The sequence below is a fragment of the Pontibacter aquaedesilientis genome (assembly GCF_014773225.1).
Taxonomy (GTDB): Bacteria; Bacteroidota; Bacteroidia; order Cytophagales; family Hymenobacteraceae; genus Pontibacter; species Pontibacter aquaedesilientis.
Map to the genome: position 1 here is coordinate 196578 of NZ_JACXAJ010000006.1, position 18685 is coordinate 215262.

20 protein-coding genes, 1 tRNA gene and 1 pseudogene are annotated in these 18685 nt (G+C 47.1%); 8 read left to right on the forward strand and 14 right to left on the reverse strand.

What is annotated here, in order from left to right:
• Nucleotides 1-68 precede the first annotated feature (68 nt).
• The 4 genes from pheS to H9Q13_RS13340 all read left to right on the forward strand — a co-directional run bounded on the left by pheS (nucleotide 69) and on the right by H9Q13_RS13340 (nucleotide 2700).
• Nucleotides 69-1097: a phenylalanine--tRNA ligase subunit alpha gene (gene pheS / locus H9Q13_RS13325; RefSeq protein ID WP_191184301.1), complete on the forward strand. Its 1029-nt coding sequence runs from the start codon at nucleotides 69-71 to the stop codon at nucleotides 1095-1097.
• 122 nt (nucleotides 1098-1219) lie between these two features.
• On the forward strand, nucleotides 1220-2077 hold the full coding sequence (locus H9Q13_RS13330) for a 3-hydroxyacyl-CoA dehydrogenase NAD-binding domain-containing protein (RefSeq protein WP_191184302.1): 858 nt from the start codon (nucleotides 1220-1222) through the stop codon (nucleotides 2075-2077).
• Nucleotides 2037-2492, forward strand: coding sequence for a Rieske (2Fe-2S) protein (locus H9Q13_RS13335; protein WP_224744279.1), 456 nt, complete (start codon nucleotides 2037-2039; stop codon nucleotides 2490-2492). Before H9Q13_RS13330 ends, H9Q13_RS13335 begins: the two co-directional genes overlap by 41 nt.
• Before the next feature lie 134 nt (nucleotides 2493-2626).
• Nucleotides 2627-2700, forward strand: a tRNA-Asn gene (locus H9Q13_RS13340).
• Nucleotides 2701-2900: 200 nt separating this feature from the next.
• Here H9Q13_RS13340 and H9Q13_RS13345 read toward each other — a convergent pair.
• The 4 genes from H9Q13_RS13345 to H9Q13_RS13360 form a co-directional block, all read right to left on the reverse strand.
• The gene (locus tag H9Q13_RS13345; RefSeq protein ID WP_191184303.1) at nucleotides 2901-3302 is read right to left on the reverse strand and encodes a hypothetical protein; all 402 of its coding nucleotides are present in this window, start codon (nucleotides 3300-3302) and stop codon (nucleotides 2901-2903) included.
• 67 nt (nucleotides 3303-3369) lie between these two features.
• Complete coding sequence (locus H9Q13_RS13350) at nucleotides 3370-6201, reverse strand: TonB-dependent receptor (protein WP_191184304.1); 2832 nt, start codon at nucleotides 6199-6201, stop codon at nucleotides 3370-3372.
• A gap of 253 nt (nucleotides 6202-6454) precedes the next feature.
• Nucleotides 6455-7213, reverse strand: coding sequence for a LytR/AlgR family response regulator transcription factor (locus H9Q13_RS18215; RefSeq protein ID WP_191184305.1), 759 nt, complete (start codon nucleotides 7211-7213; stop codon nucleotides 6455-6457).
• Nucleotides 7210-8280, reverse strand: a complete 1071-nt coding sequence (locus H9Q13_RS13360; RefSeq protein ID WP_191184306.1) for a sensor histidine kinase — start codon at nucleotides 8278-8280, stop codon at nucleotides 7210-7212. The genes H9Q13_RS18215 and H9Q13_RS13360 overlap by 4 nt, the downstream gene beginning before the upstream one ends.
• A 678-nt stretch (nucleotides 8281-8958) precedes the next feature.
• Here H9Q13_RS13360 and H9Q13_RS13365 point away from each other — a divergent pair.
• The gene (locus H9Q13_RS13365; protein ID WP_191184307.1) at nucleotides 8959-9129 is read left to right on the forward strand and encodes a hypothetical protein; all 171 of its coding nucleotides are present in this window, start codon (nucleotides 8959-8961) and stop codon (nucleotides 9127-9129) included.
• Between the two features lie 112 nt (nucleotides 9130-9241).
• Here the strand turns inward: H9Q13_RS13365 and H9Q13_RS13370 are convergent, their stop codons facing one another.
• The 6 genes from H9Q13_RS13370 to H9Q13_RS13395 form a co-directional block, all read right to left on the reverse strand.
• Nucleotides 9242-9853, reverse strand: a complete 612-nt coding sequence (locus tag H9Q13_RS13370; RefSeq protein ID WP_191184308.1) for a sterol desaturase family protein — start codon at nucleotides 9851-9853, stop codon at nucleotides 9242-9244.
• Nucleotides 9854-9958: 105 nt separating this feature from the next.
• Nucleotides 9959-10474, reverse strand: coding sequence for a shikimate kinase (locus H9Q13_RS13375; protein WP_224744280.1), 516 nt, complete (start codon nucleotides 10472-10474; stop codon nucleotides 9959-9961).
• 21 nt (nucleotides 10475-10495) lie between these two features.
• Nucleotides 10496-11587, reverse strand: a complete 1092-nt coding sequence (locus H9Q13_RS13380) for a BT_3928 family protein (protein WP_191184309.1) — start codon at nucleotides 11585-11587, stop codon at nucleotides 10496-10498.
• A gap of 231 nt (nucleotides 11588-11818) precedes the next feature.
• A complete protein-coding gene (locus tag H9Q13_RS13385; RefSeq protein ID WP_191184310.1) occupies nucleotides 11819-12892 on the reverse strand; it encodes a DUF262 domain-containing protein in 1074 nt (357 codons plus the stop codon).
• Nucleotides 12879-13469, reverse strand: coding sequence for a hypothetical protein (locus tag H9Q13_RS13390; protein ID WP_191184311.1), 591 nt, complete (start codon nucleotides 13467-13469; stop codon nucleotides 12879-12881). Before H9Q13_RS13390 ends, H9Q13_RS13385 begins: the two co-directional genes overlap by 14 nt.
• A gap of 249 nt (nucleotides 13470-13718) precedes the next feature.
• On the reverse strand, nucleotides 13719-14264 hold the full coding sequence (locus H9Q13_RS13395; protein ID WP_191184312.1) for a DUF1599 domain-containing protein: 546 nt from the start codon (nucleotides 14262-14264) through the stop codon (nucleotides 13719-13721).
• 43 nt (nucleotides 14265-14307) lie between these two features.
• Between H9Q13_RS13395 and folP the strand changes: the two genes are divergently transcribed.
• From folP to H9Q13_RS13410, 3 genes are all read left to right on the forward strand, one after another.
• Nucleotides 14308-15165 (forward strand): dihydropteroate synthase, encoded by an 858-nt coding sequence (gene folP, locus H9Q13_RS13400; protein WP_191184330.1) that lies wholly within the window; start codon nucleotides 14308-14310, stop codon nucleotides 15163-15165.
• On the forward strand, nucleotides 15162-16010 hold the full coding sequence (gene cdaA / locus H9Q13_RS13405; protein ID WP_191184313.1) for a diadenylate cyclase CdaA: 849 nt from the start codon (nucleotides 15162-15164) through the stop codon (nucleotides 16008-16010). Before folP ends, cdaA begins: the two co-directional genes overlap by 4 nt.
• Before the next feature lie 266 nt (nucleotides 16011-16276).
• Nucleotides 16277-16654: a hypothetical protein gene (locus H9Q13_RS13410; protein WP_317173906.1), complete on the forward strand. Its 378-nt coding sequence runs from the start codon at nucleotides 16277-16279 to the stop codon at nucleotides 16652-16654.
• A 55-nt stretch (nucleotides 16655-16709) separates the two neighbouring features.
• On the opposite strand, the gene H9Q13_RS13415 is transcribed toward H9Q13_RS13410, so the two are convergent.
• From H9Q13_RS13415 to H9Q13_RS18300, 4 genes and pseudogenes are all read right to left on the reverse strand, one after another.
• A complete protein-coding gene (locus H9Q13_RS13415) occupies nucleotides 16710-17438 on the reverse strand; it encodes a TlpA family protein disulfide reductase (RefSeq protein WP_191184314.1) in 729 nt (242 codons plus the stop codon).
• Nucleotides 17439-17441: 3 nt separating this feature from the next.
• Nucleotides 17442-17645 (reverse strand): PLDc N-terminal domain-containing protein, encoded by a 204-nt coding sequence (locus H9Q13_RS13420; protein ID WP_191184315.1) that lies wholly within the window; start codon nucleotides 17643-17645, stop codon nucleotides 17442-17444.
• Nucleotides 17646-18015: 370 nt separating this feature from the next.
• Complete coding sequence (locus H9Q13_RS13425) at nucleotides 18016-18294, reverse strand: hypothetical protein (protein ID WP_191184316.1); 279 nt, start codon at nucleotides 18292-18294, stop codon at nucleotides 18016-18018.
• A gap of 277 nt (nucleotides 18295-18571) precedes the next feature.
• A pseudogene (locus H9Q13_RS18300) lies at nucleotides 18572-18685 on the reverse strand (IS1 family transposase); the annotation flags it as partial.

Consider the following 18685-nt stretch of genomic DNA (forward strand, 5'->3'; position numbering starts at 1 on the left):
ATTGGCAAGGTATAGCAAAGCGGCTTATTTTGCCGTTAACATTTCGCAAATTATTATCTTTGCATACTATGGTTGAGAATATACAGAGAGTAGCACAAGAGATAGAGGCCGCGCAGCTTGGGAGCGCCGCCGAGCTGGAGCAATTCAGAATCGCGTACATTGGCCGCAAAGGCGCTATTGCCGCCCTTTTCGACGACCTCAAATCAGTGGCACCGGAGCAGCGCCGCCAGGTGGGCCAGGAACTGAACCAGCTCAAGAACCGCGCCCAGGCACGTTTCGACGAGGCGCAGGAGCAACTGGCTAACGCCGGCACTGGCTCCGAGGCCGAAAACGCTTTTGACTTCACGCTACCTCCTATACCTAATACACTCGGCACCCGCCATCCGCTTTCGCTGGTGCGCGCCGAGATCGTGCGCATTTTCGAGCGCATCGGCTTCAATGTGGCCGACGGACCGGAGATCGAGGACGACTGGCATAACTTCACGGCCCTGAACTTCCCGGAGAACCACCCGGCCCGTGAAATGCAGGACACCTTCTTCTTGAGCGAGGACCGCGACAAACTGCTCCGTACCCATACCTCCAACGTGCAGGTGCGCCTGATGGAAAACAACCAGCCGCCGCTGCGCAGCATCATGCCGGGCCGCGTGTACCGCAACGAGGCCATTTCGGCCCGTGCGCATATGGTGTTCCAGCAAGTGGAGGGCCTTTACGTGAACAAAGGCGTGAGCTTCAAAGACTTGAAAGAAACGCTGTATTATTTCGCCAAGGAGATGTTCGGGCAGGAGACCAAAATCCGTTTCCGTCCGTCTTTCTTTCCGTTCACAGAGCCTAGCGCCGAGATCGATATTTCGTGCCTTATCTGTAAAGGCGAGGGATGCAACATCTGTAAGCAGTCAGGCTGGGTAGAAATAGGCGGTGCCGGCATGGTAGACCCGAACGTACTCAGCAACTGCGGCATCGACCCGGAGGTATACTCAGGCTTTGCTTTCGGAATGGGCATCGAGCGCATCACCATGCTTCGTTACCAGATACGCGACCTGCGACTGTTCACCGAAAACGACGTGCGCTTCCTCCGCCAGTTTAAGGGGGTGATTTAATTGCTGATTGTTTATTGCTGATTGTTGGGCTTCGCTCACGTCAGCTCGTTTGCCAATAGTTGAAGCAATTCTGATTGGCAGCTTTTTAAACAATCAACAACCAACAATTAACAATCAAGACTATGAAACTTGAAGCGATCAAGACTATAGGTATAGTAGGAGCCGGCACCATGGGACAGGGCATTGCCCAAATCTGTGCGCAGGCCGGGTATAAGACCATTCTGTTCGATATCAATGCCCAGGTGCTGCAGAAGGCTGAAGCGACCACCGTCAAGAACCTCGACAAAGGGATTGAGCGGGGCAAGCTGACCGATGCTGACAAGCAGGCGGCCCTGGAGAATTTGTCCTACACCGGCGATACGCTGCAGCTGAGCTGCGACGTTATCATAGAAGCCGTGGTGGAGCGCCTCGAAGTGAAGCAGAGCATTTTCAAGGACCTGGATGCCGTCAACACACCGGATACCATCTTTGCTTCCAATACATCGTCTATACCTATTACCCAGATTGCGGCAGGTATACCACACCCGGAACGCGTGGTGGGCATGCACTTCTTCAACCCGGCCCATATCATGAAGCTGGTAGAGGTCATCTCTGGTGCGGCGACGTCCCCGGAAGTAGCCGAAACAATAAAGCAATTGGCCATTAAACTAGACAAGAAGCCCGTGATGGCCAAGGACTCGCCTGGTTTTATCGTGAACCGTGTGGCGCGTCATTTTTATGTAGAGGGACTCAAGCTATTGGAAGAAGGCGTGACCGACGCCAAAGGCATCGACCGTCTCATGCAGGCCAGCGGTTTTAAGATGGGGCCTTTCGAGCTGATGGACCTGATCGGCGTAGACACCAATTACTCTGTTACCTCCTCCATGTTTGAGGCTTTCCATTATGACCCGAAATTCAGACCGAGCCGCATACAGCAGCAGAAAGTGGACGCTGGCCACCATGGCCGCAAGTCCGGCAAAGGCTTTTACGATTACCAGTAGCAGGCTCCTATACCTGCTGGTTCTGTTTCTGTTTGCCTCCTGCAACGACAACAACCAAGGTCCGGGTATACCTAACGTGCCGGTGAGCGAGCAGATCAACGTGAACAGCCAGCTATACCCGCGTTTGCGGCAGGATGGCGGTTACGCCTACCTCAATGGTGGTTACAAAGGCATCATCGTTGTCAGGCAAAACGCTAACCTATACCTGGCCTTCGAGCGGGCCTGCCCCTATGACCCAACTGCTACCCTGCCCTGCGGCCGTGTGGAGGTAGACCAGTCTAACCTGTTCATCATCGACAGCTGCTGCGGCTCTCAGTTCAATTTTCAGGGTGGCCTGATGACCGGGCCGGCCGTTTATGGACTTAGGCAATACCGAACCGCACTGGATGGTTCTTTGCTCTATATCTCGAATTAATTTTTTTAGATTGATTCACAGAATTTTACGCTTATTGCAAAGATTTTTTTTAGGCAGGACTTGCATAATCCCGAAAACTGCCTTAATATTGCATCATAATTCAACGGCACATAGCCAGCGAATAACCGAAACACTCTTCCTTAGCTCAGTCGGTTAGAGCATCTGACTGTTAATCAGAGGGTCCCTGGTTCGAGCCCAGGAGGGAGAGCAAAAAGCCACTTACGAGTCAAATCGTGGAGTGGCTTTTTTTATGCCCAAACTACACCGCACTCAAAGAGGTAGGCCTATATGCAAAAGGCGAGAAAAGCTCTCTGTCAAGGCTGAATCCTGTAAGGCAAAGTTTGCCGATGCTCGGAATTCATAAAATTAAAAAGGGGGTATGCTTTAAAAGCATACCCCCTTCCTAAATTATTGTCTGTTCATTCTGCCGCCTTGGCCACCTTGCCCATTTCTGCCACCCCTTTCCTGATTGTCTGATTCTGTTTGCAGAATTTTCTCGAGATTGGCTTCGCCTACGATCGTTTTGATCTTCTCATCTCTGGTGGTTTTCAACGCTGCCATTTTGGTTCGATCAGGGCGACCCGCGTTTTCTTGCCGCAATGCTTCCATGTCGGTGTAGAAGGAGGTATAAACCGTGCTGAGCTCTTTCCACTGGTCTTCCGACAAGGTAACTTTCTGCTTTAACCTGGCTGTGGTTTGCTCCACGCGTTTTTCTACGGGTACATTTTGCTGTCTGCCACCCCCTTGCTGCGCTAGAGCAGTGCCAGAAATCGAAAATAATAATGCGGATGCTACAATTAACTTTTTCATAAGTTGATTCATTAAATTTTTCAAGATTATAAATTATGACTATTTATTTAAAACAGAACTTTAAGTGTTAGCCTTCGCCACGGGGCGGCATGTTACCACCCGGAAACCTGCCCGGTCCGCGTTCCTGAAAATCGCCTTTCGGGGTTGGTGCGCTGCCGCTGAAGTTGCGCAGGTTGTAGGTGAAGGTGAGCATGAAGTAGCGCTGCAACACACTCGACTGCACATCCTCGACATACTGCGCCAGCACGTTGCGCTGTACGCTCATGTTTTGCTCCAGCAGGTCGTTCACGCTGAGGCTAATCTCGCCCTGCTGGTTTTTAAAGAGTTTTTTGCCGAGGCTCATGTTCCAGAGCAGGTAGTTGTTGTCGTAGCCGGCAACTAAACCGTTGTTCACCTGGTGGTTCAGCTCGGTGCGGTACACAAGCCCTTTCCAGAAAGTCCAGTTGTAGCGCAGGCTGGTGCTTTGGTTAAAGTAGTTGCTGTTCTGCTGCTGCAAGGTGCTGGTTACAATGTTATAGGTTGAGTTTGTGGAGATGGTAAAATCAATTTTCTCGCTGATGTTGCTGCTTAAAGTTAGCCCCAAACCAAGATTAGTGGCATTGGAATAGGTCAGCAGATTGTTGCTTAGGCCGGGCGTACGGGTGAAGCCTGCCGAGCCGTGTATGCCTAGGTTGGAGCTCAGAAAATTAACCGGCTGGCCATAGTGCAAAACAGAGCGAACGTTCCAGTAGCCATCCAGGTTTACGGGCCTAATGAGTTGCTGCCCTGGGGCCAGCATTTCGCCATTGCTCAGCATGATAGGCTCGTTGGTGGCTCTGGTTATACTTTTACCGATGTAATCTTGCGTGACATTGCCGAAAAGCCCTGCAAAGAACACCCGGTTCGTCTCCATATTAAAATCGCGCAGGCCTAGCCTAAAATTATGCTGGTAGTTTTGCCCCAGCTCCGGGTTGCCCTGCTGTAACTGCAAGGGGTTGCTGTTGTTAATCACATCCTGCAGTTCCTCTACCGAGGGTGGGTTGGTTCTGGTGGTGTAGTTGAAGTCGAAGTTGCGCGTGTTCGAAAACTTGTAGCTCATCTCCACAGTCGGCAGCACGTTGCTGAAAGGGCGCGTCAGGTTGCCGGCCACGGGGTACTCCTGCTCGTTCTGCAACTCAGCTATTTGGTAGTCCACCCCTACTTTCAGTCTTAACTTCTCGAAGTTGTACTGGTAGCCTGTGCCAATGCGCTGGGTATTGTAGGTGCTGTTATACGTGGAACTCAAAGCTTTATTGAGCGTCAGCCCCTGGTCCCTTTCGCCTACATCGTAGGTTTTCCGGTCAGACTCCTGTACCTGGCTACCCAACCGATATTGCAACTGCAACTGCCCATGCTCGCCTACCGGCTCGGTGTAAGTCGCATCTCCTGCCAATGTATAGCTGTTCTTGTCTGTGTCGGTAGACTGGTTGCGATACATGCCTGCATCGTTATCACTGAAATAAGTAGTGTTTGCCAGCAAAGCGTTATCACCGTCTGCTAGCGTATAGTTAGTTGTAAAGTTGGTGGAGAAGGTGCGCCCCGCCTTGCCAAACTTGTGACTGTAGTAGATGTTGTTGTTAAAGGTATAGCTGTTGTTCTCGGATGTCGTCTGGTTGTTCGTTTCGTTCAGCAACCCGGAGTTATTCAGGGTGCTGCCAAAAAGATCGGCATCGGCGGTATTATGCGAAATGCTCAGCCTGGGTGTTATCAAGACGCGGTTGCTCTCGTTTATTTTGTAGTCCAGGCGCATGTTCAGCCTGTGGCTTGCCGTGCTAGAGTTATTCAGGCTGTTTTCGGAGTATACCTGTCCGGAGTCGCTGGGCAGCACGAACGTCTGCACCTTAAACTGGTCGTTTTGGGTTTCGCGCTGGGTAAAGTTATAGTTGCCGCTTACCTCTATCTTCTTGCCCCAGGTATCACTGTAGTTCAGGCCCAGGTTGTTCGTAGCGATCAGCCCTGTTGTGGAGCCGCTGTTTCCAAACCCAGTACCGCCGCCCCCGCCTTGTTGCCTGCGACCGCGCATACCGCCACCCGGCGTCTCCCCAACTGAGTAATCCAGCAGATTGACGTTGTTAGTAAGGCCTGTTAGGGTAAAGCGGCTGTCTCCTTTAAAGTAGTTTATACTTGCGCCCATCATGTAGCGCTCATCGGTGCCGTAACCCGCTGATGCCTTTCCGAACTGGCCCTGCCTGCGATCGGACTTCGTAACAATGTTGATCGTTTTCTCTGAGCTGCCATCGTCCACGCCGGTCAGTTCTGCCTGGTCACTTTTCTTGTCGAAGATCTGAATGTTGGCGATCACATCGGCTGGCAGGTTGCGCAGGGCTGTGCTAGGGTCATCGCTGAAAAAACGTTTTCCGTCCACCAGCACCTGTTTCACCTCCTGCCCCTGGGCCTGTATGGTACCGTTCTGCATGGTGATGCCCGGCATTTTCTGCACCAGGTCCTCGGCGCTTGCGTCTGGAGCGGTCTTAAAAGCACCAGCATTATACTGTGTGGTATCGCCTTTCTGCTCCCCCAGCGGCACTCTGCCAATAACCTGTACCTCTTTAATTGTGGCGCTGGCTTCTTCGAGTAAAATGGTGCCCAGGTGTAGCGCCTCGTCCTGCACGACAATGCTTTTGGAGTAGGGTTTAAACCCCAGGTATGACACCTCAATTGTATAAGCCCCCGGCGCTACATTATCGAAAAGGAAATTACCCTCGCCGTTGGTGACAATGCCAGTTTGGCTGTTATAGGTTGTTCGGGTAAGCAAAACGGTTGCGCCGGGCAAGGTCGTTTTGCCATGTGCGTCCTGCACTTTTCCAGAAACACTTAAATTTTGTGCTTCGGCCTGCGACATGCAAAGTATAGCAAGCAGTATAAACAGTAGTCTTCTCATGTGTCTTCTCGCCAAGGTTAGTGTAGCAAACACAGGTTTGTTTTTATCCCTGTATGCTATGCAAAGATGCTGTGCCTGAGCAGCGTACACAACGAAAAGTAGCGTGAGACGGCCAAACTCGGCCGTGAAGCAGCCAGTTTACAACTTTGTAAAATGCGACTAGAGAAGTGTCGGCTAGTATAGCGCCATAAAAGCAGCAGGCATCGCCTAAAACCTAAGCGATGCCTGTTCACACTTTGTGGGATGGGTAAAGCTACCCGACCAGCCAGTTCAGGAAAACAGGGCTCTTGGCTTTGCTTACAATCACATCCTCTTGGAAAGGAATATTTAAGGCAATGTGCAGTTTGCGGCCAAAAAACTGGGATGCTTCTTTTACGGCTTTGCGATTAATGATTTGCTGGCGGTTTGCCCTGAAAAACTGTGCCCCCAGCAGGCGCTCCAACTCATCCATGGTATGGTTCACGACAAACGTCCGCTGATCAAAGCAGATCACTTTGGTTATTTGGTTATCGACATAACAAACGGCAACATCCGACACAGCTAAAGGTATAATCTTGTCGCGCTGGTAGACGAGAATAGAGCCGCGGCTATGCGAAAACTTACTTTCGAAGTGTTCCAGCAAGTGCTGGTAGCGCGATTCCTCTTTGGTAAATTTTTGCTGTAGCTGCTTATACTTGTTGAGGGTGCTTTGGATGGTTGTGTCAGTAAACGGCTTTAATACATAGTCGATGCCGTTGGCTTTAAAAGCGTCTAAGGCATACTCGTCGTAGGCAGTGCAGAACACCACCGGGGCACTGACCGAAATTTCCTTGAAAATCTCAAAGCTTAGCCCATCGCCTAACTGGATATCGGAGAAAATAAGGTCAGCTGTGTTGTGTTGCTTCAGGTATGCGATTGCGTTCTGCACGGATGGCAGGATAACGGCTATTGTGATGGACGGATCGAGCTGGACCAGTGTCTCGGCCAGGTCCTCGGCCATCAAGGGTTCGTCTTCTATAATTACTACTTTCACTTATATAGAATTGGGAGGTGCACAGAAAAAACATCCTCAGTTTTAAAGATACTCAACTCTTTATCAGCCAATACCCTGTAGCGCTCACTCAGGTTCTTCAAACCTATACCTGACGATGAGTTTCTTACATTTTTGGGTTGCCTGTTGTTGCTCACGCGTATGCAGCCATCACCGCTGTAGGCTATGGTTATGTGGAGTGTCTTTTCCTGAGTAAAGCTGTTGTGCTTCATGGCATTCTCTGCCAGCAACTGAAGCGAAAAAACAGGCAGGTAAGCCGACTCCAAAAGCTCTTCCGGTATTTCTAGGGTATAGCTGAATGCATTTTTGAAACGCACTCGCTGCATTTCAAGGTAATCAACACACAGCTTCAGTTCTTCTTTCAACGTTATGGTGTCCTGGCTGTCGGTCGTGATGGTGGCACGCAAAAATTCGGATAGCCTGATCACGTAATCCTGTGCTTCGGCAGGGTGTCTTTTGATGAGTAATTTGAGCGTGTTGAGCGCGTTGAACAGAAAATGGGGCTGCAGTTGGTGTTTCAGTTGCTGGTGCTGCGCCTGCAAGCTGTTCGTTTTTAATTTTGCGTTCTCCAGTTCGATCTGTGCCTTTTTTTTCTGGAGCACGACCAGGTCCAGGATAATGAGGACAATGGTGTTATTGGTAAATGCGGCAACCAAAGGTATAAAAAACGCCCTTCCATAGCGCGGATTAGGGATAATCTGCGTTATGGCAACGAAGTACAGGCTGATGAGCACGAACGTAGCAACATAGCTTACGCTATAGCGAACAATTTGCTTGACATTTTCACGGGCTGCGAATTTTTGAAACCTGGCATATAGCGCAATGTTCATTACCCACAGGGTAAACATGAGTCCGACCATCACCAGGCTATTATAAATCTGCCCCATCGGTCGCATGCCCAGGGGTGACCCTTCGGGTCGCGGAGGCCTGAAGGACATGAGGTTTGATGCCACGATAGTGTTCAGTGCCCCAAACCCCCCAAAAAGAATAGAGGTGATGAAGGCGACGATGATGAGTTCCTTTATATAATAGTTTTGCTTTTCAATCATAATCTCTCCCGCTATCGCTTTTGCGTTCTTGTACAGCGCTATACCTTGTTACCATCCCTGCAAGCATTCTAAAAAGAGGCTTTGGCCAGACAGACTTCAGAAAACTCAATCCTGATTCAAGTTCAGATACTCAGCCTTATCAAAGTTACTTCCTTTTATCATCACCCCGCTTATTATCAATCTCAACCGGACATTTTAAGGGCTGAGGCAGACAGAATATCCGTCAGGTGAATTTAACAAAATGCCCCAGCTATACAGGTATAGATTAACACAAAAGCCTGACTAAACGGCCAGGCTTTCGTGATGATGACCTATTACCCAGGTATGGCCATGACTAACCATTGCTTAGATTGGGGTCGAATTTCCAAAGGTCGTCGAAGCGGTAAGTCCCGTTGGCGCCAGTTGCCATGTACCCGTTGAGACAGACAATTTGCATAGCGGGGCAGCACAAGGCCCAACTGATCTTTGACGAGTGGATGCAAGAAGTTCAGTTAGAGCTAAACTGGTTACGAGTCAAATCGTGGAGTGGCTTTTTTGGTTTATCCCTCCGCTTAACCTTTTTGGCCTAAACCAAGTATCTTCTATACATGGCGATATTTTCATATTAGCAGAAAGCCATACCTGCCATGCGGGTCAGCCATGCTGCTAGCAGCCATAAACAACTAAACCTCTATAACTATGAAAAATATAAGACTATACCTGCCCGTACTATTCGTACTGATGGGCCTCACATTGGGCAGTTGCGACCTAATTGGGGACATATTTGAGGCTGGCATGTGGACGGCCGTCATCATCATCGTGATCATTGTGCTACTGGTCGGCTGGCTATTCAGAAAACTGCGACGCTAGCAGCAATAAAAAAAGGAGCCTGTCATGGGCTCCTTTCCTATTTCATCAGGTATACGGGCATATACAAAGCCCATTAAAAAAGGGAGCTTTCGGGCTCCCTTTTTTAATGTCTCTATTTTGTTTGGCGCTTCGGCATGGTGCCCAGGATGTAATCCCACAGAGGAGACGACACGCCATAAGCCACATTCGGGTCTTTGTAATGGTGAATGCTGTGATGGATCCAGAGTTGCTTCAGGAAGTTTTTGGGCGGCGCATAAGCGTGAACGGCATAATGCACAAACAGGTATAGCGCATAGCCAAACAGCAGGCCGGCCACCACGCCAAAAACAAACTGCCCGAAAATCAGCTTGAACACAAAGAAGAAGAAAGAAGCAATAAATAAGCTTACGATTGGAGGCATGGCCAGGCGGTCCTTGTCTTTCGGGTACTCGTGGTGGTTGCCATGGAAGGTATACTGTATGCGTTCTTTCACAGGCGTATCAGTCTCCATATGGAACACGAAGCGGTGCGCCGAGTACTCGATCAGCGAGAAGATCAGCCAGCCCAGCAAAAAGAAGCCAATTGCTTCCAGCACATTGATAAAGCTATATGTGATACCGTAGTAGATGAGCCCGATTGCAATGATAATGAAAATAGTGATAGGCAGGGCAATATGCGTTCTGGTAAGTTTTTCCAGCACAGGGTTCTGGAATATCTGAGCTTGTCCTTTGTGATTGGGTTTCATAGTAAAAATTTGCTATATACGGATTTCAGCTGCAAAACTAGTCAATTTTTGGATCAGAATAAGTATCACCCGCTGCAATATCTAGGCGTAAACGAGGAGTTTTGGTTATGGTTTAACTAACGATTCTATTTGATCAATGTTATACCTTTTTCCTGATAAGGTATAGCTCGCCTGTTCATAATAGACTCTTCGTGCAGCTAATGTTTTGACTATGAAATCTTTTAGCTCCGTTTCATTTTTTTGAGCCAGCAGGGGCCTTACTGAAAGATCAGAGGCCAGGAGCCTTTGCATGATCTCCTCTGCCGGCACATCCAGAAAAAAACTTGTGCCGTGCTGGTTAATGAAATCCATGTTATCGAAGAAACAGGGCGTGCCTCCGCCTGTGGCTACCACTACCCCGTTATACTGATGCACGACCGCCTCGAGGGCTTGCCTTTCCTTTTTGCGGAACTGCTCCTGTCCTTCCGACTCAAACAGCTGCGCAATGGTATGGCCTTCCCTTTGCTCTATGTAATCGTCGAGGTCCACAAAGGTATAGCCCAGCCGCTCGGCCAGCTCCCGGCCCAGCGTGGTTTTGCCGGCCCCCATCATACCGATCAGGAAAATGCGCTGCTTATTCAACTGTAGGTCAGGTATAAATGATTACAGCAAGCCTTTCAGCTCTGCTATACCTGGCGTGTCGTTGTGGTGCCACAGGCCTTTCACGGTGCCGTTTTGCAGCAGCATAGTGCCTGGGTTGGAGCGCATCATGGTTTTGAGCACCGTGCCGTCGCCAAAGAAGTAGGGAGCCGCCAAACCTACCTCGTGCCGGAAAGCCTCGAACTCCTGACGGCCGGACGAAGTGATCACGACCGGCGCTATACCTTGCTTTTCGGCATCCTGCACCAATTGGTTTATTTTGTCGATGTTGCTGCGATCGGCTTTTCCTACGTTGTGCACAATCACCAGCAGTTTGTTGCCGCTCAGTATCTCCTGCGTGAAGTCGCCCTGGTCGTTCCAAACGTTGAAATCCGTGATCTTGGGGCCGTCCTCCGGGTTCACGGCTACCATTTCCTTGAAGGTATAGGCATCGTCCATCGGGTATTCCTCAAACTCCTGCTCCTCACCGTCTTTTACCATGATGTACTTATACCGGAGCGGGGCCGATGGCTTCATCAGCTTCGGGATATTGTTTCCAACCTTATAGGCACGGAAGTCCAGGTATGGCAGGTGCTCGTAGGCGTACCAACCTATACCTACCGACAGGATGGCTGTGAGCGCTGTTACGGCGGCTCCCACGGCCGGCCTCACTATAGGCTTCAGGTACTGCCGGGTCAAGAGCAGCACCACGATCATCACCAGCAGCACGATATCTTTGGTGAACGATTCCCAAGGGGTGAGTTTGATGGCATCGCCGAAGCAGCCGCAGTCCGTCACTTTGTTGAAGTAGGCCGAGTAGAAGGTCAGGAAGGTGAAGAACACGATCATGGCCAACAACAGCCACAGCACCTCTTTCAGCTTCCAGCGGATGAGCAGGGCCACGCCCAGCACAATCTCGGCCGCACTCAGGAAGATGGACAGAAACAGCGCCGCCGGCTTCAGCGACAGGAACAGCGGCGAGATATCCTCTGCGAACACTTCAAAATACTCCTCCAGTTTGATAGCCGTCCCCACCGGGTCGTTGATCTTGATCAGACCCGAAAAAATGAACAGCACGCCCACGAAGAGCCAGAAAAATTTGGTGATGTATTTCATGGTTTACCTCCCCTCTACCCCCTCCTAAAAACAGGAGGGGGAGAGAATTATGTTTATGTTTATAGTGAAAGTATCTAATTTTGAATTAAGCATGCGGTTATGCACTTGCATCTTCAAAAAAACAAAGATATTGATTCAGCTATAATGATACCGGAATTACAGAAAGTCGCTTCATTTTATTGATGAAACTCTTGAGTTTTTTCTTTGGGTTACCAATCTAAACTAAATGGTTTATTGCCCATAGTTCATTATTCTTTTTAAGCTTGTATGTCTTTCAAATCTGTTCGCCTTCTTATTAGTACCTTCCTTTGCCATAGACTGATACTTATACAATTCACTCACAACTTCAGGGAAAAACTGTGTTAAAAGATTCTCATTCTCATAATTGTCAATGAATTTTCTATAATTATCGATTTGCTTTTCGCTCAAAGAATCGGCTGTGTTTGTAATGTCATAGATTACTGTGAAAAGGCTGTAAAAATGAACTTGGCGTTTTAATATATTTTGTCTCTCACTATTAGAGCCAATCACTTTATCAATTTCCTTGATTACGCTAATGAATCTTCTTTTATCCTCTTCCTTATCTGGATATTCATCATTATAGAGATCATATATTTGATTCAAGTTAGCATTTCCAGTATCTTCTTCTATCCCTTTTTTTAGGAAGACTAATAAAGTACTAACAGCTGAGATATCTCGCATTCTTCTCCTATCTGCTAAGCTAAATAGTTTGTTATCATCCCAAAATTTGAGCTCACTTAGCTTGGCTGCGAGATTCATAAATTCTCCTTGAAATTCAGCATTTCTAAGCTCTTGAGGATTCAAAGTCATATTATTACTATTGAGCCTCAAAAACATGCTTACAATTGTAGAGCGTGGAATTTGGTATCGAACAATCCTAATAGAAAAAACATATGACCATATTGCTTTCTTATCCTCTACATCTAAATCCTTGAAAAAACGATCTTGTATTCGCTCTTTTATAGGATTAGATTCATCTAAATAGGATTGTCTTAGTTTGAAAATATTCCCTATAAATTGGAATATTGCTCCGCACCTTTGTTGTCCATCTATGATAGAATATTTTGTGTCGCCAGTATTTTCATCAGTTCCTGTATTCCACAAATATATTTCGGGTATTGGATATCCATTTAGAATAGACTCAATAAGCTGGACTTGATTTTTTAAGATCCATACATAATTTCGTTGGAATGAATTATCAACCTCTAACATCCCTTTCTCATTTAAGTCATGAAGCCATTTTACGGTTTGCGGCTGTATATCTATTTGTTCAATTAGTTTCATCAAACCTGCTTTTAAGTTTAGAAATGCCTTTTAGGTGATAATCTTCTACAGATTGCCAATCTGAATAAATTCTATAATTTATATCGTGTCTAATATTAAATGTCAATTGGAGCTGAGCTTTAAAAGACAAAACTAACCTTTGCCAGTCTTCTATAATCTTATTCCCATAAGTTGGATCATCATCCTTCAAACTAATAAAACCACTAAAGATGTTTGAAGTAATTCCTAGGTAGTTTTTCAGATATTGTGATTGAGAAATCTGGCGATATGCACTCCAAATCTCATTGAATAGCTTATTTGACACAATTACCATATCAAAGTCTGAACCATCATGGAATTCTGAAAAGTCTTTGTTTGGAGAGAAACTGTAACGGGTCTTGGCACTACCAACAATAGAAATATTGTTGAAAGGAACAGTTAATTGTTTCGAAATAAACTTCTTAAACCTATCATAATCAGAACTAAAATCTTCGCCATTTTCCTGAAAGTACCAAACTTTTTGCCCAAGTAGATATTCATAATAAATATCTATTTCGGGTTTCATTTTGATAAATTCAATTAGTTCATCCTTATCCATCGATTCAATTCTGACTAATATGAGTTAAAGTGTAAGCTAAATAGTTTATTATTCCTATTAAGAACTAAAGCTTGTAAATCAAAATGATGATACTAAGATTTAAATGGCACCTGACTTACAATATCCAGCAACTTTGTTGACACAATCATAATACCTATGTAAAAACCTAAACCAATCACCATGACCTTGAATCCACTTGTTGTTATAACTAAAAGATCAAGTAATAATCCCTTAGTCTTATGAGGGAGGTTACTCCGCAAACCCCAGCTTAATCAGCGCGAATACAGCGTAGTTGATCATGTCGCGGTAGTTGGCTTCTACGCCTTCCGAGATCAGGGTCTGGCCCTCATTGTCTTCGATCTGCTTGGTGCGGTAAAGTTTCATCAGGATGATGTCGGTGATAGAGCTCACGCGCATGTCGCGCCAAGCCTCGCCGTAGTCATGGTTTTTGGCGTTGAGCAGTTTGATGTTTTCCTCAATGTGCTGGGTATACATGCGCTCCACCTCCTCTGCCGAAAGCGTCAGTTCGTCGCTCTCCTGCAAGCCGAGCTGCATCAGGGCGATCACGCAGTAGTTGATGATGCCCACAAACTCGTCGCGGATGTCATCCTCCACCATTTGCTTGCCCTTCTCCTGAATGGAACGGATGCGCTGTGCCTTAATAAAGATCTGGTCGGTGATGGATGGCAATCGCAGCACGCGCCAGGCGGTGCCGTAGTCTTTGGTCTTCTTGACGAAGGTGTCTTTGCAGCGGTTTACTACCTGATTATATTCCTGGAGTGTTTGACTAATCAACTTTTTAGCTTTAATTTTAAAACGATTGACAGATACGCCAACATTGGAATCGAAAGATAAGTTTTTTCGAAAGAAAAGTACACTTAACTGCCGCGGAAAAATCCTTTCGCTGGACACGCCGCTGGTCATGGGCATCCTCAACGTTACGCCTGACTCCTTTTTTGCCGGCAGCCGCCTCAGCTCCCGGGACGAGGTACTGCACAGAACAGAAGGCATGCTGCGCGATGGCGCCGACATACTCGACCTGGGTGGCTACTCCTCACGGCCCGGCGCGGCTGATGTATCAGTTGACCAAGAGCTGGAGCGGGTTATACCTGCCATAGAGGCTATCGTCCGAGAATTTCCGGAGGCCGTTATTTCCGTCGATACCTTCCGGGCGAAAGTGGCCGAAGAAGCCATTGCGGCCGGTGCAGCCATTATCAACGACATATCGGGCGGCGACCTGGACGATACTATGTTCGAAACCGTGGCACGGTTGCAGGTGCCTTACATCCTCATGCACATGCGCGGCACGCCGCAGACCATGAGCTCCCTCACCGAGTATGAGGACCTGGTGCTGGATGTGATCGATGAACTGCAGAAAAAAGTGGCCAGGCTGAAAAACCTGGGCGTGAACGACATCATACTGGACCCCGGCTTTGGATTTGCGAAGACGATCGACCAGAACTTTGAACTCATGCGCCGGCTGGAGGAACTTCGCATTCTCGGGTTGCCGTTACTGGTGGGGGTATCCCGTAAGTCCATGACCTATAAGTTTTTGGGGATAGACCAATCGGAGGCATTGGCCGGCACAATAGCTCTCAATACCATTGCGTTAGGAAAAGGTGCCGACATTTTGCGGGTGCACGACGTAAAAGAAACTAAACAGACCATACAACTATACACGAAAGCAACGTCTTGATCCCTTTATTTACACTAGGTTTTTTAGAAATTGACCTGATCGACATTGTCGACATCCTGCTCGTTACGGTGCTTTTGTACCAGCTTTACAAGCTTCTGACGGGCAGTGTGGCGCTTAAGATCTTTCTGGGCCTGCTTTCTGTATACCTGCTCTACCTGGTGGTGCGTGCGGCCGGCATGGAGTTACTCAGCATTATACTGGGCCAGTTTATGGGTGTGGGTGTGCTGGCGGCCATTATCGTGTTCCAGCCCGAAATCAGGCGGTTTCTCTTGCTCATCGGTAAAACCACGGCTTTCAACAACGACCGTTTCTTCAGAAGTTTTCCCTGGCGCCGCGAACAGGCCGACAAACTGAGTCTCACGCCCTTTATAGAAGCGGCCAAATCGCTGGCCGCCAAAAACACGGGAGCCCTGATCGTGTTTGCCAAGAGCTCTGAACTGAAATACTACGCTGAGTCCGGCGACCTGATCGACGCTGTGATTTCCAAGCGCCTTCTGATGTCTATTTTTAATAAAACCAGTCCGCTGCACGACGGTGCCGTGATCATCTCGAGCAACCGCATCAAGGCGGCCCGCTGTATCCTGCCTGTCACAGAGAATAATGAGATTCCGGCTTCAATGGGCCTTCGTCACCGTGCCGCCATCGGCCTCACCGAAGTAACTGACAGCGTGGTATTGGTTGTATCGGAGGAGACAGGACAGATTGCGCTGGTGCGCAATGCGGAGGTATACCGCAACCTTTCTTCTGCAGACCTCCGCATGAAACTCAACCAGTTCCTGTTCGACACCGACCAGAAACCCGCCGCTGCCCCCGCTGCGGCTGAGAAGTCGGTGAGCGCAGCCTAAGCCTCAAAAGCTACACGAGCGAAGCCAGCCTCTTGGGCTGGCTTTTTTGTTGTTCGTGCCCTACGTTTCAGCTTTATACCTCAGCAGGGAAAACGCCTGCGGTTACCGGCCGGACTGGGCATGCGCACCACAAAGTGTATAACATATTCCACACCGCGCATCTGGCTTCTACAGGTACCAATACTCAGATGACCCTATTTATCTCGCTATAATTCAACACCTTACACAAAGGACTGGTTTTTGGCATGGTTATCCTAATAGCCCCTGTGAAATCAATTGTTAATTCACAGCGAAATGAAAATATGAAAAAGGCAACTTTCTTAGCAGCAGCTATCGCCCTTCTTGGCTTTACTTCAATTGACGTAAATGCACAAGCTCCGCAGGCGGCTCATCAAGCGCAGCAACAAACCGACAACAAAGAAAAAATCTCAAAAGAGCAACTGCCTGAACCAGTGAAAGCGGTTCTCGATCATGAGGCATATAAAGAATGGACTGTGGGTGATATCTTCAAAGTGAAGCCAGTTGAAGGCGCAGCAAATGCCAAAACGCTTTACGAGATCAGCCTGACGAATAAGGAAGGCCAGACCGGCACCATCCTGCTTGACGAAACCGGCAAAGACGCCTCAACAGAGGAGCAGCTGTAAGAACTTTTAATACTATACTTAGACCCGAAAGAGCCTTCGCCATGCGAGGGCTTTTTTATTGGCTGATATCGAATCTTTTATAAAAATGCTCCCGCAGCAGCATCTCAGCTTCCTCCTTCAGCTTTTCGTAATTCCTGGTTTCCGCCTCTTCCTTGGTCATAGTGACCTTTCTGCCATTTTCATCTAGGTAGGTCATCGGCATGAAGGCTCCCTGCGAATAGTTGATAATCTTGTTTTGACTGTTAATCAGGTAGTTTGTCGGGAAGCCTGTGATATGTCGGAACCCAGAAACAGACAGTACACTGACTCCCTCCGCTTGTTTTTGTGAGGGTACTACCAAAATCTGCTTTCCATACTTTTTGGCCGTGTTCGCCAGCTTTTCACCTGCCATGTCCTGAAAAAGCACGACGAATTCTACCTTATCGGCATACTCCTCTGCCACCTTGTTCAGGGCCGGGATTTCGAACATGCAAGGACCACACCAGGTGGCCGAAGTGACCAACATGACAGGCTTAATTGTTTTCCCAAGCGCAACTTGCCGGTTATCCAGGGTAACAAAGGTATGGTTGTCGGTATAGGAGCCGATGATGCTGTATTTCACCGAATCGGAGTAGGCCAGGGCTAGCTGCTCATCTTTATCCTTCCAGGCCTTCTCTACCAAAGTCCTGTAGTGGACCAACCGTGGCTGAATACCGGAAAATGATTTTCGGTCTGTCGTTTTACCCTGGCTGTATCCCGTTAAGGCCCATAGACCCAGCAAGGCCAATCCCAATATACGTTTCACTCGCTATACCTTTGTTCTTTTTTGCCAGAAAAACCAGTACGCCAGCAAGCCCAGCACCGGCACCACCCAGAGCACCACCATCCAAAGCAGGCGTTCGGTTAACGTATAATCTGTTTTAAAGATCAAGTGCACGATAGAGAGCACTACCAGAATGTAGTAGAGACTGACAAGAACAACGATGGCTGATTGTACTGCGGCAATGTCCATTCTGATGGCTGGTTTTGATGATACCCAAAGTTATAAAAACAAACAGCCACTTCCTTTCGAAGGAATCGGCTGTTTGTTTTAATTAATAGTTTATATTTAAGAAGTTATATTTTATTGACAATCGTTATAGCTTTGATGATTCCGGATTACTATTTCCAAATTCATCGCTTCTGTTAATATATAACCAATAAGTTACCATGCCAAATACAGGTATAACCCACACAAATACTAACCATAAAACTTTATAAATGATTAGCTTTTTGCCTTTGAAAAACAGATGAATAATTGTAATTATAAGGCCAATTAAATATACTATTAATAAAGAAAATACTATAAACTCCAAAGAAGTTAGTCTCATAGATTTATATTTTTAGCAATCACATTCTAGGGTGGTTGTTGAATAACATACATGATTTTCGGTTAAACAGGATGTATCAGTGCCTTTAACCACACATGAACTATTCCCATCTATTTCCCCTGCAGCACTATCCGCAACTCTTAATTCTGCAGCAGTACGTGTATAGCCAACATCGTGTGTGAATTCTAAACATTTACCTGCTACTTGTAGAACAACTTTATCCGCTGCTATGGCATTATTATATCTATTTAAGCTCTGATCAATTGATTCTATATAAAGTATATTTGTCAAATTAAATATAATTAAATCATTACCTGTAAGGTTATCTAATGATTTATCATCTACTATACTATAAAGATTGTTGCCGTACCTGAAATTGATTGAATTAGTAGATTTGCTAATAACAGTTTTTGCTACTCCGTATTTTTCCGATGTTAATACTAGTTCAACTTTATTATTATTGAGATGAGTAACTGATAAAGTCGATTTATCAAAATTATAGACTTTCTTGTTTATGGAAACTGGTAAGGCTGTTACATCAAAAGAGTAATTATTTTTTGGTTGTGGTCTACAATGTATGATGGTTTCTATAATAGAAAATTAGCTTCATGGCGCTGTAATGGTTCTGCTCTTTTTTGGAGAAGCAGGCCGTTTTTCTCACGATTCTTCGGTTTCTGGTCCT

Excerpts from the sequence above, each read along its gene's own strand:
- pheS (WP_191184301.1), top strand. The coding sequence starts at position 69 with ATGGTTGAGAATATACAGAGAGTAGCACAAGAGATAGAGGCCGCGCAG.
- H9Q13_RS13330 (WP_191184302.1), top strand. The coding sequence starts at position 1,220 with ATGAAACTTGAAGCGATCAAGACTATAGGTATAGTAGGAGCCGGCACC.
- H9Q13_RS13335 (WP_224744279.1), top strand. The coding sequence starts at position 2,037 with ATGGCCGCAAGTCCGGCAAAGGCTTTTACGATTACCAGTAGCAGGCTC.
- H9Q13_RS13345 (WP_191184303.1), bottom strand. The coding sequence starts at position 3,302 with ATGAAAAAGTTAATTGTAGCATCCGCATTATTATTTTCGATTTCTGGC.
- H9Q13_RS13350 (WP_191184304.1), bottom strand. The coding sequence starts at position 6,201 with ATGAGAAGACTACTGTTTATACTGCTTGCTATACTTTGCATGTCGCAG.
- H9Q13_RS13360 (WP_191184306.1), bottom strand. The coding sequence starts at position 8,280 with ATGATTGAAAAGCAAAACTATTATATAAAGGAACTCATCATCGTCGCC.
- H9Q13_RS13365 (WP_191184307.1), top strand. The coding sequence starts at position 8,959 with ATGAAAAATATAAGACTATACCTGCCCGTACTATTCGTACTGATGGGC.
- H9Q13_RS13370 (WP_191184308.1), bottom strand. The coding sequence starts at position 9,853 with ATGAAACCCAATCACAAAGGACAAGCTCAGATATTCCAGAACCCTGTG.
- H9Q13_RS13380 (WP_191184309.1), bottom strand. The coding sequence starts at position 11,587 with ATGAAATACATCACCAAATTTTTCTGGCTCTTCGTGGGCGTGCTGTTC.
- H9Q13_RS13385 (WP_191184310.1), bottom strand. The coding sequence starts at position 12,892 with ATGAAACTAATTGAACAAATAGATATACAGCCGCAAACCGTAAAATGG.
- H9Q13_RS13390 (WP_191184311.1), bottom strand. The coding sequence starts at position 13,469 with ATGGATAAGGATGAACTAATTGAATTTATCAAAATGAAACCCGAAATA.
- H9Q13_RS13420 (WP_191184315.1), bottom strand. The coding sequence starts at position 17,645 with ATGGACATTGCCGCAGTACAATCAGCCATCGTTGTTCTTGTCAGTCTC.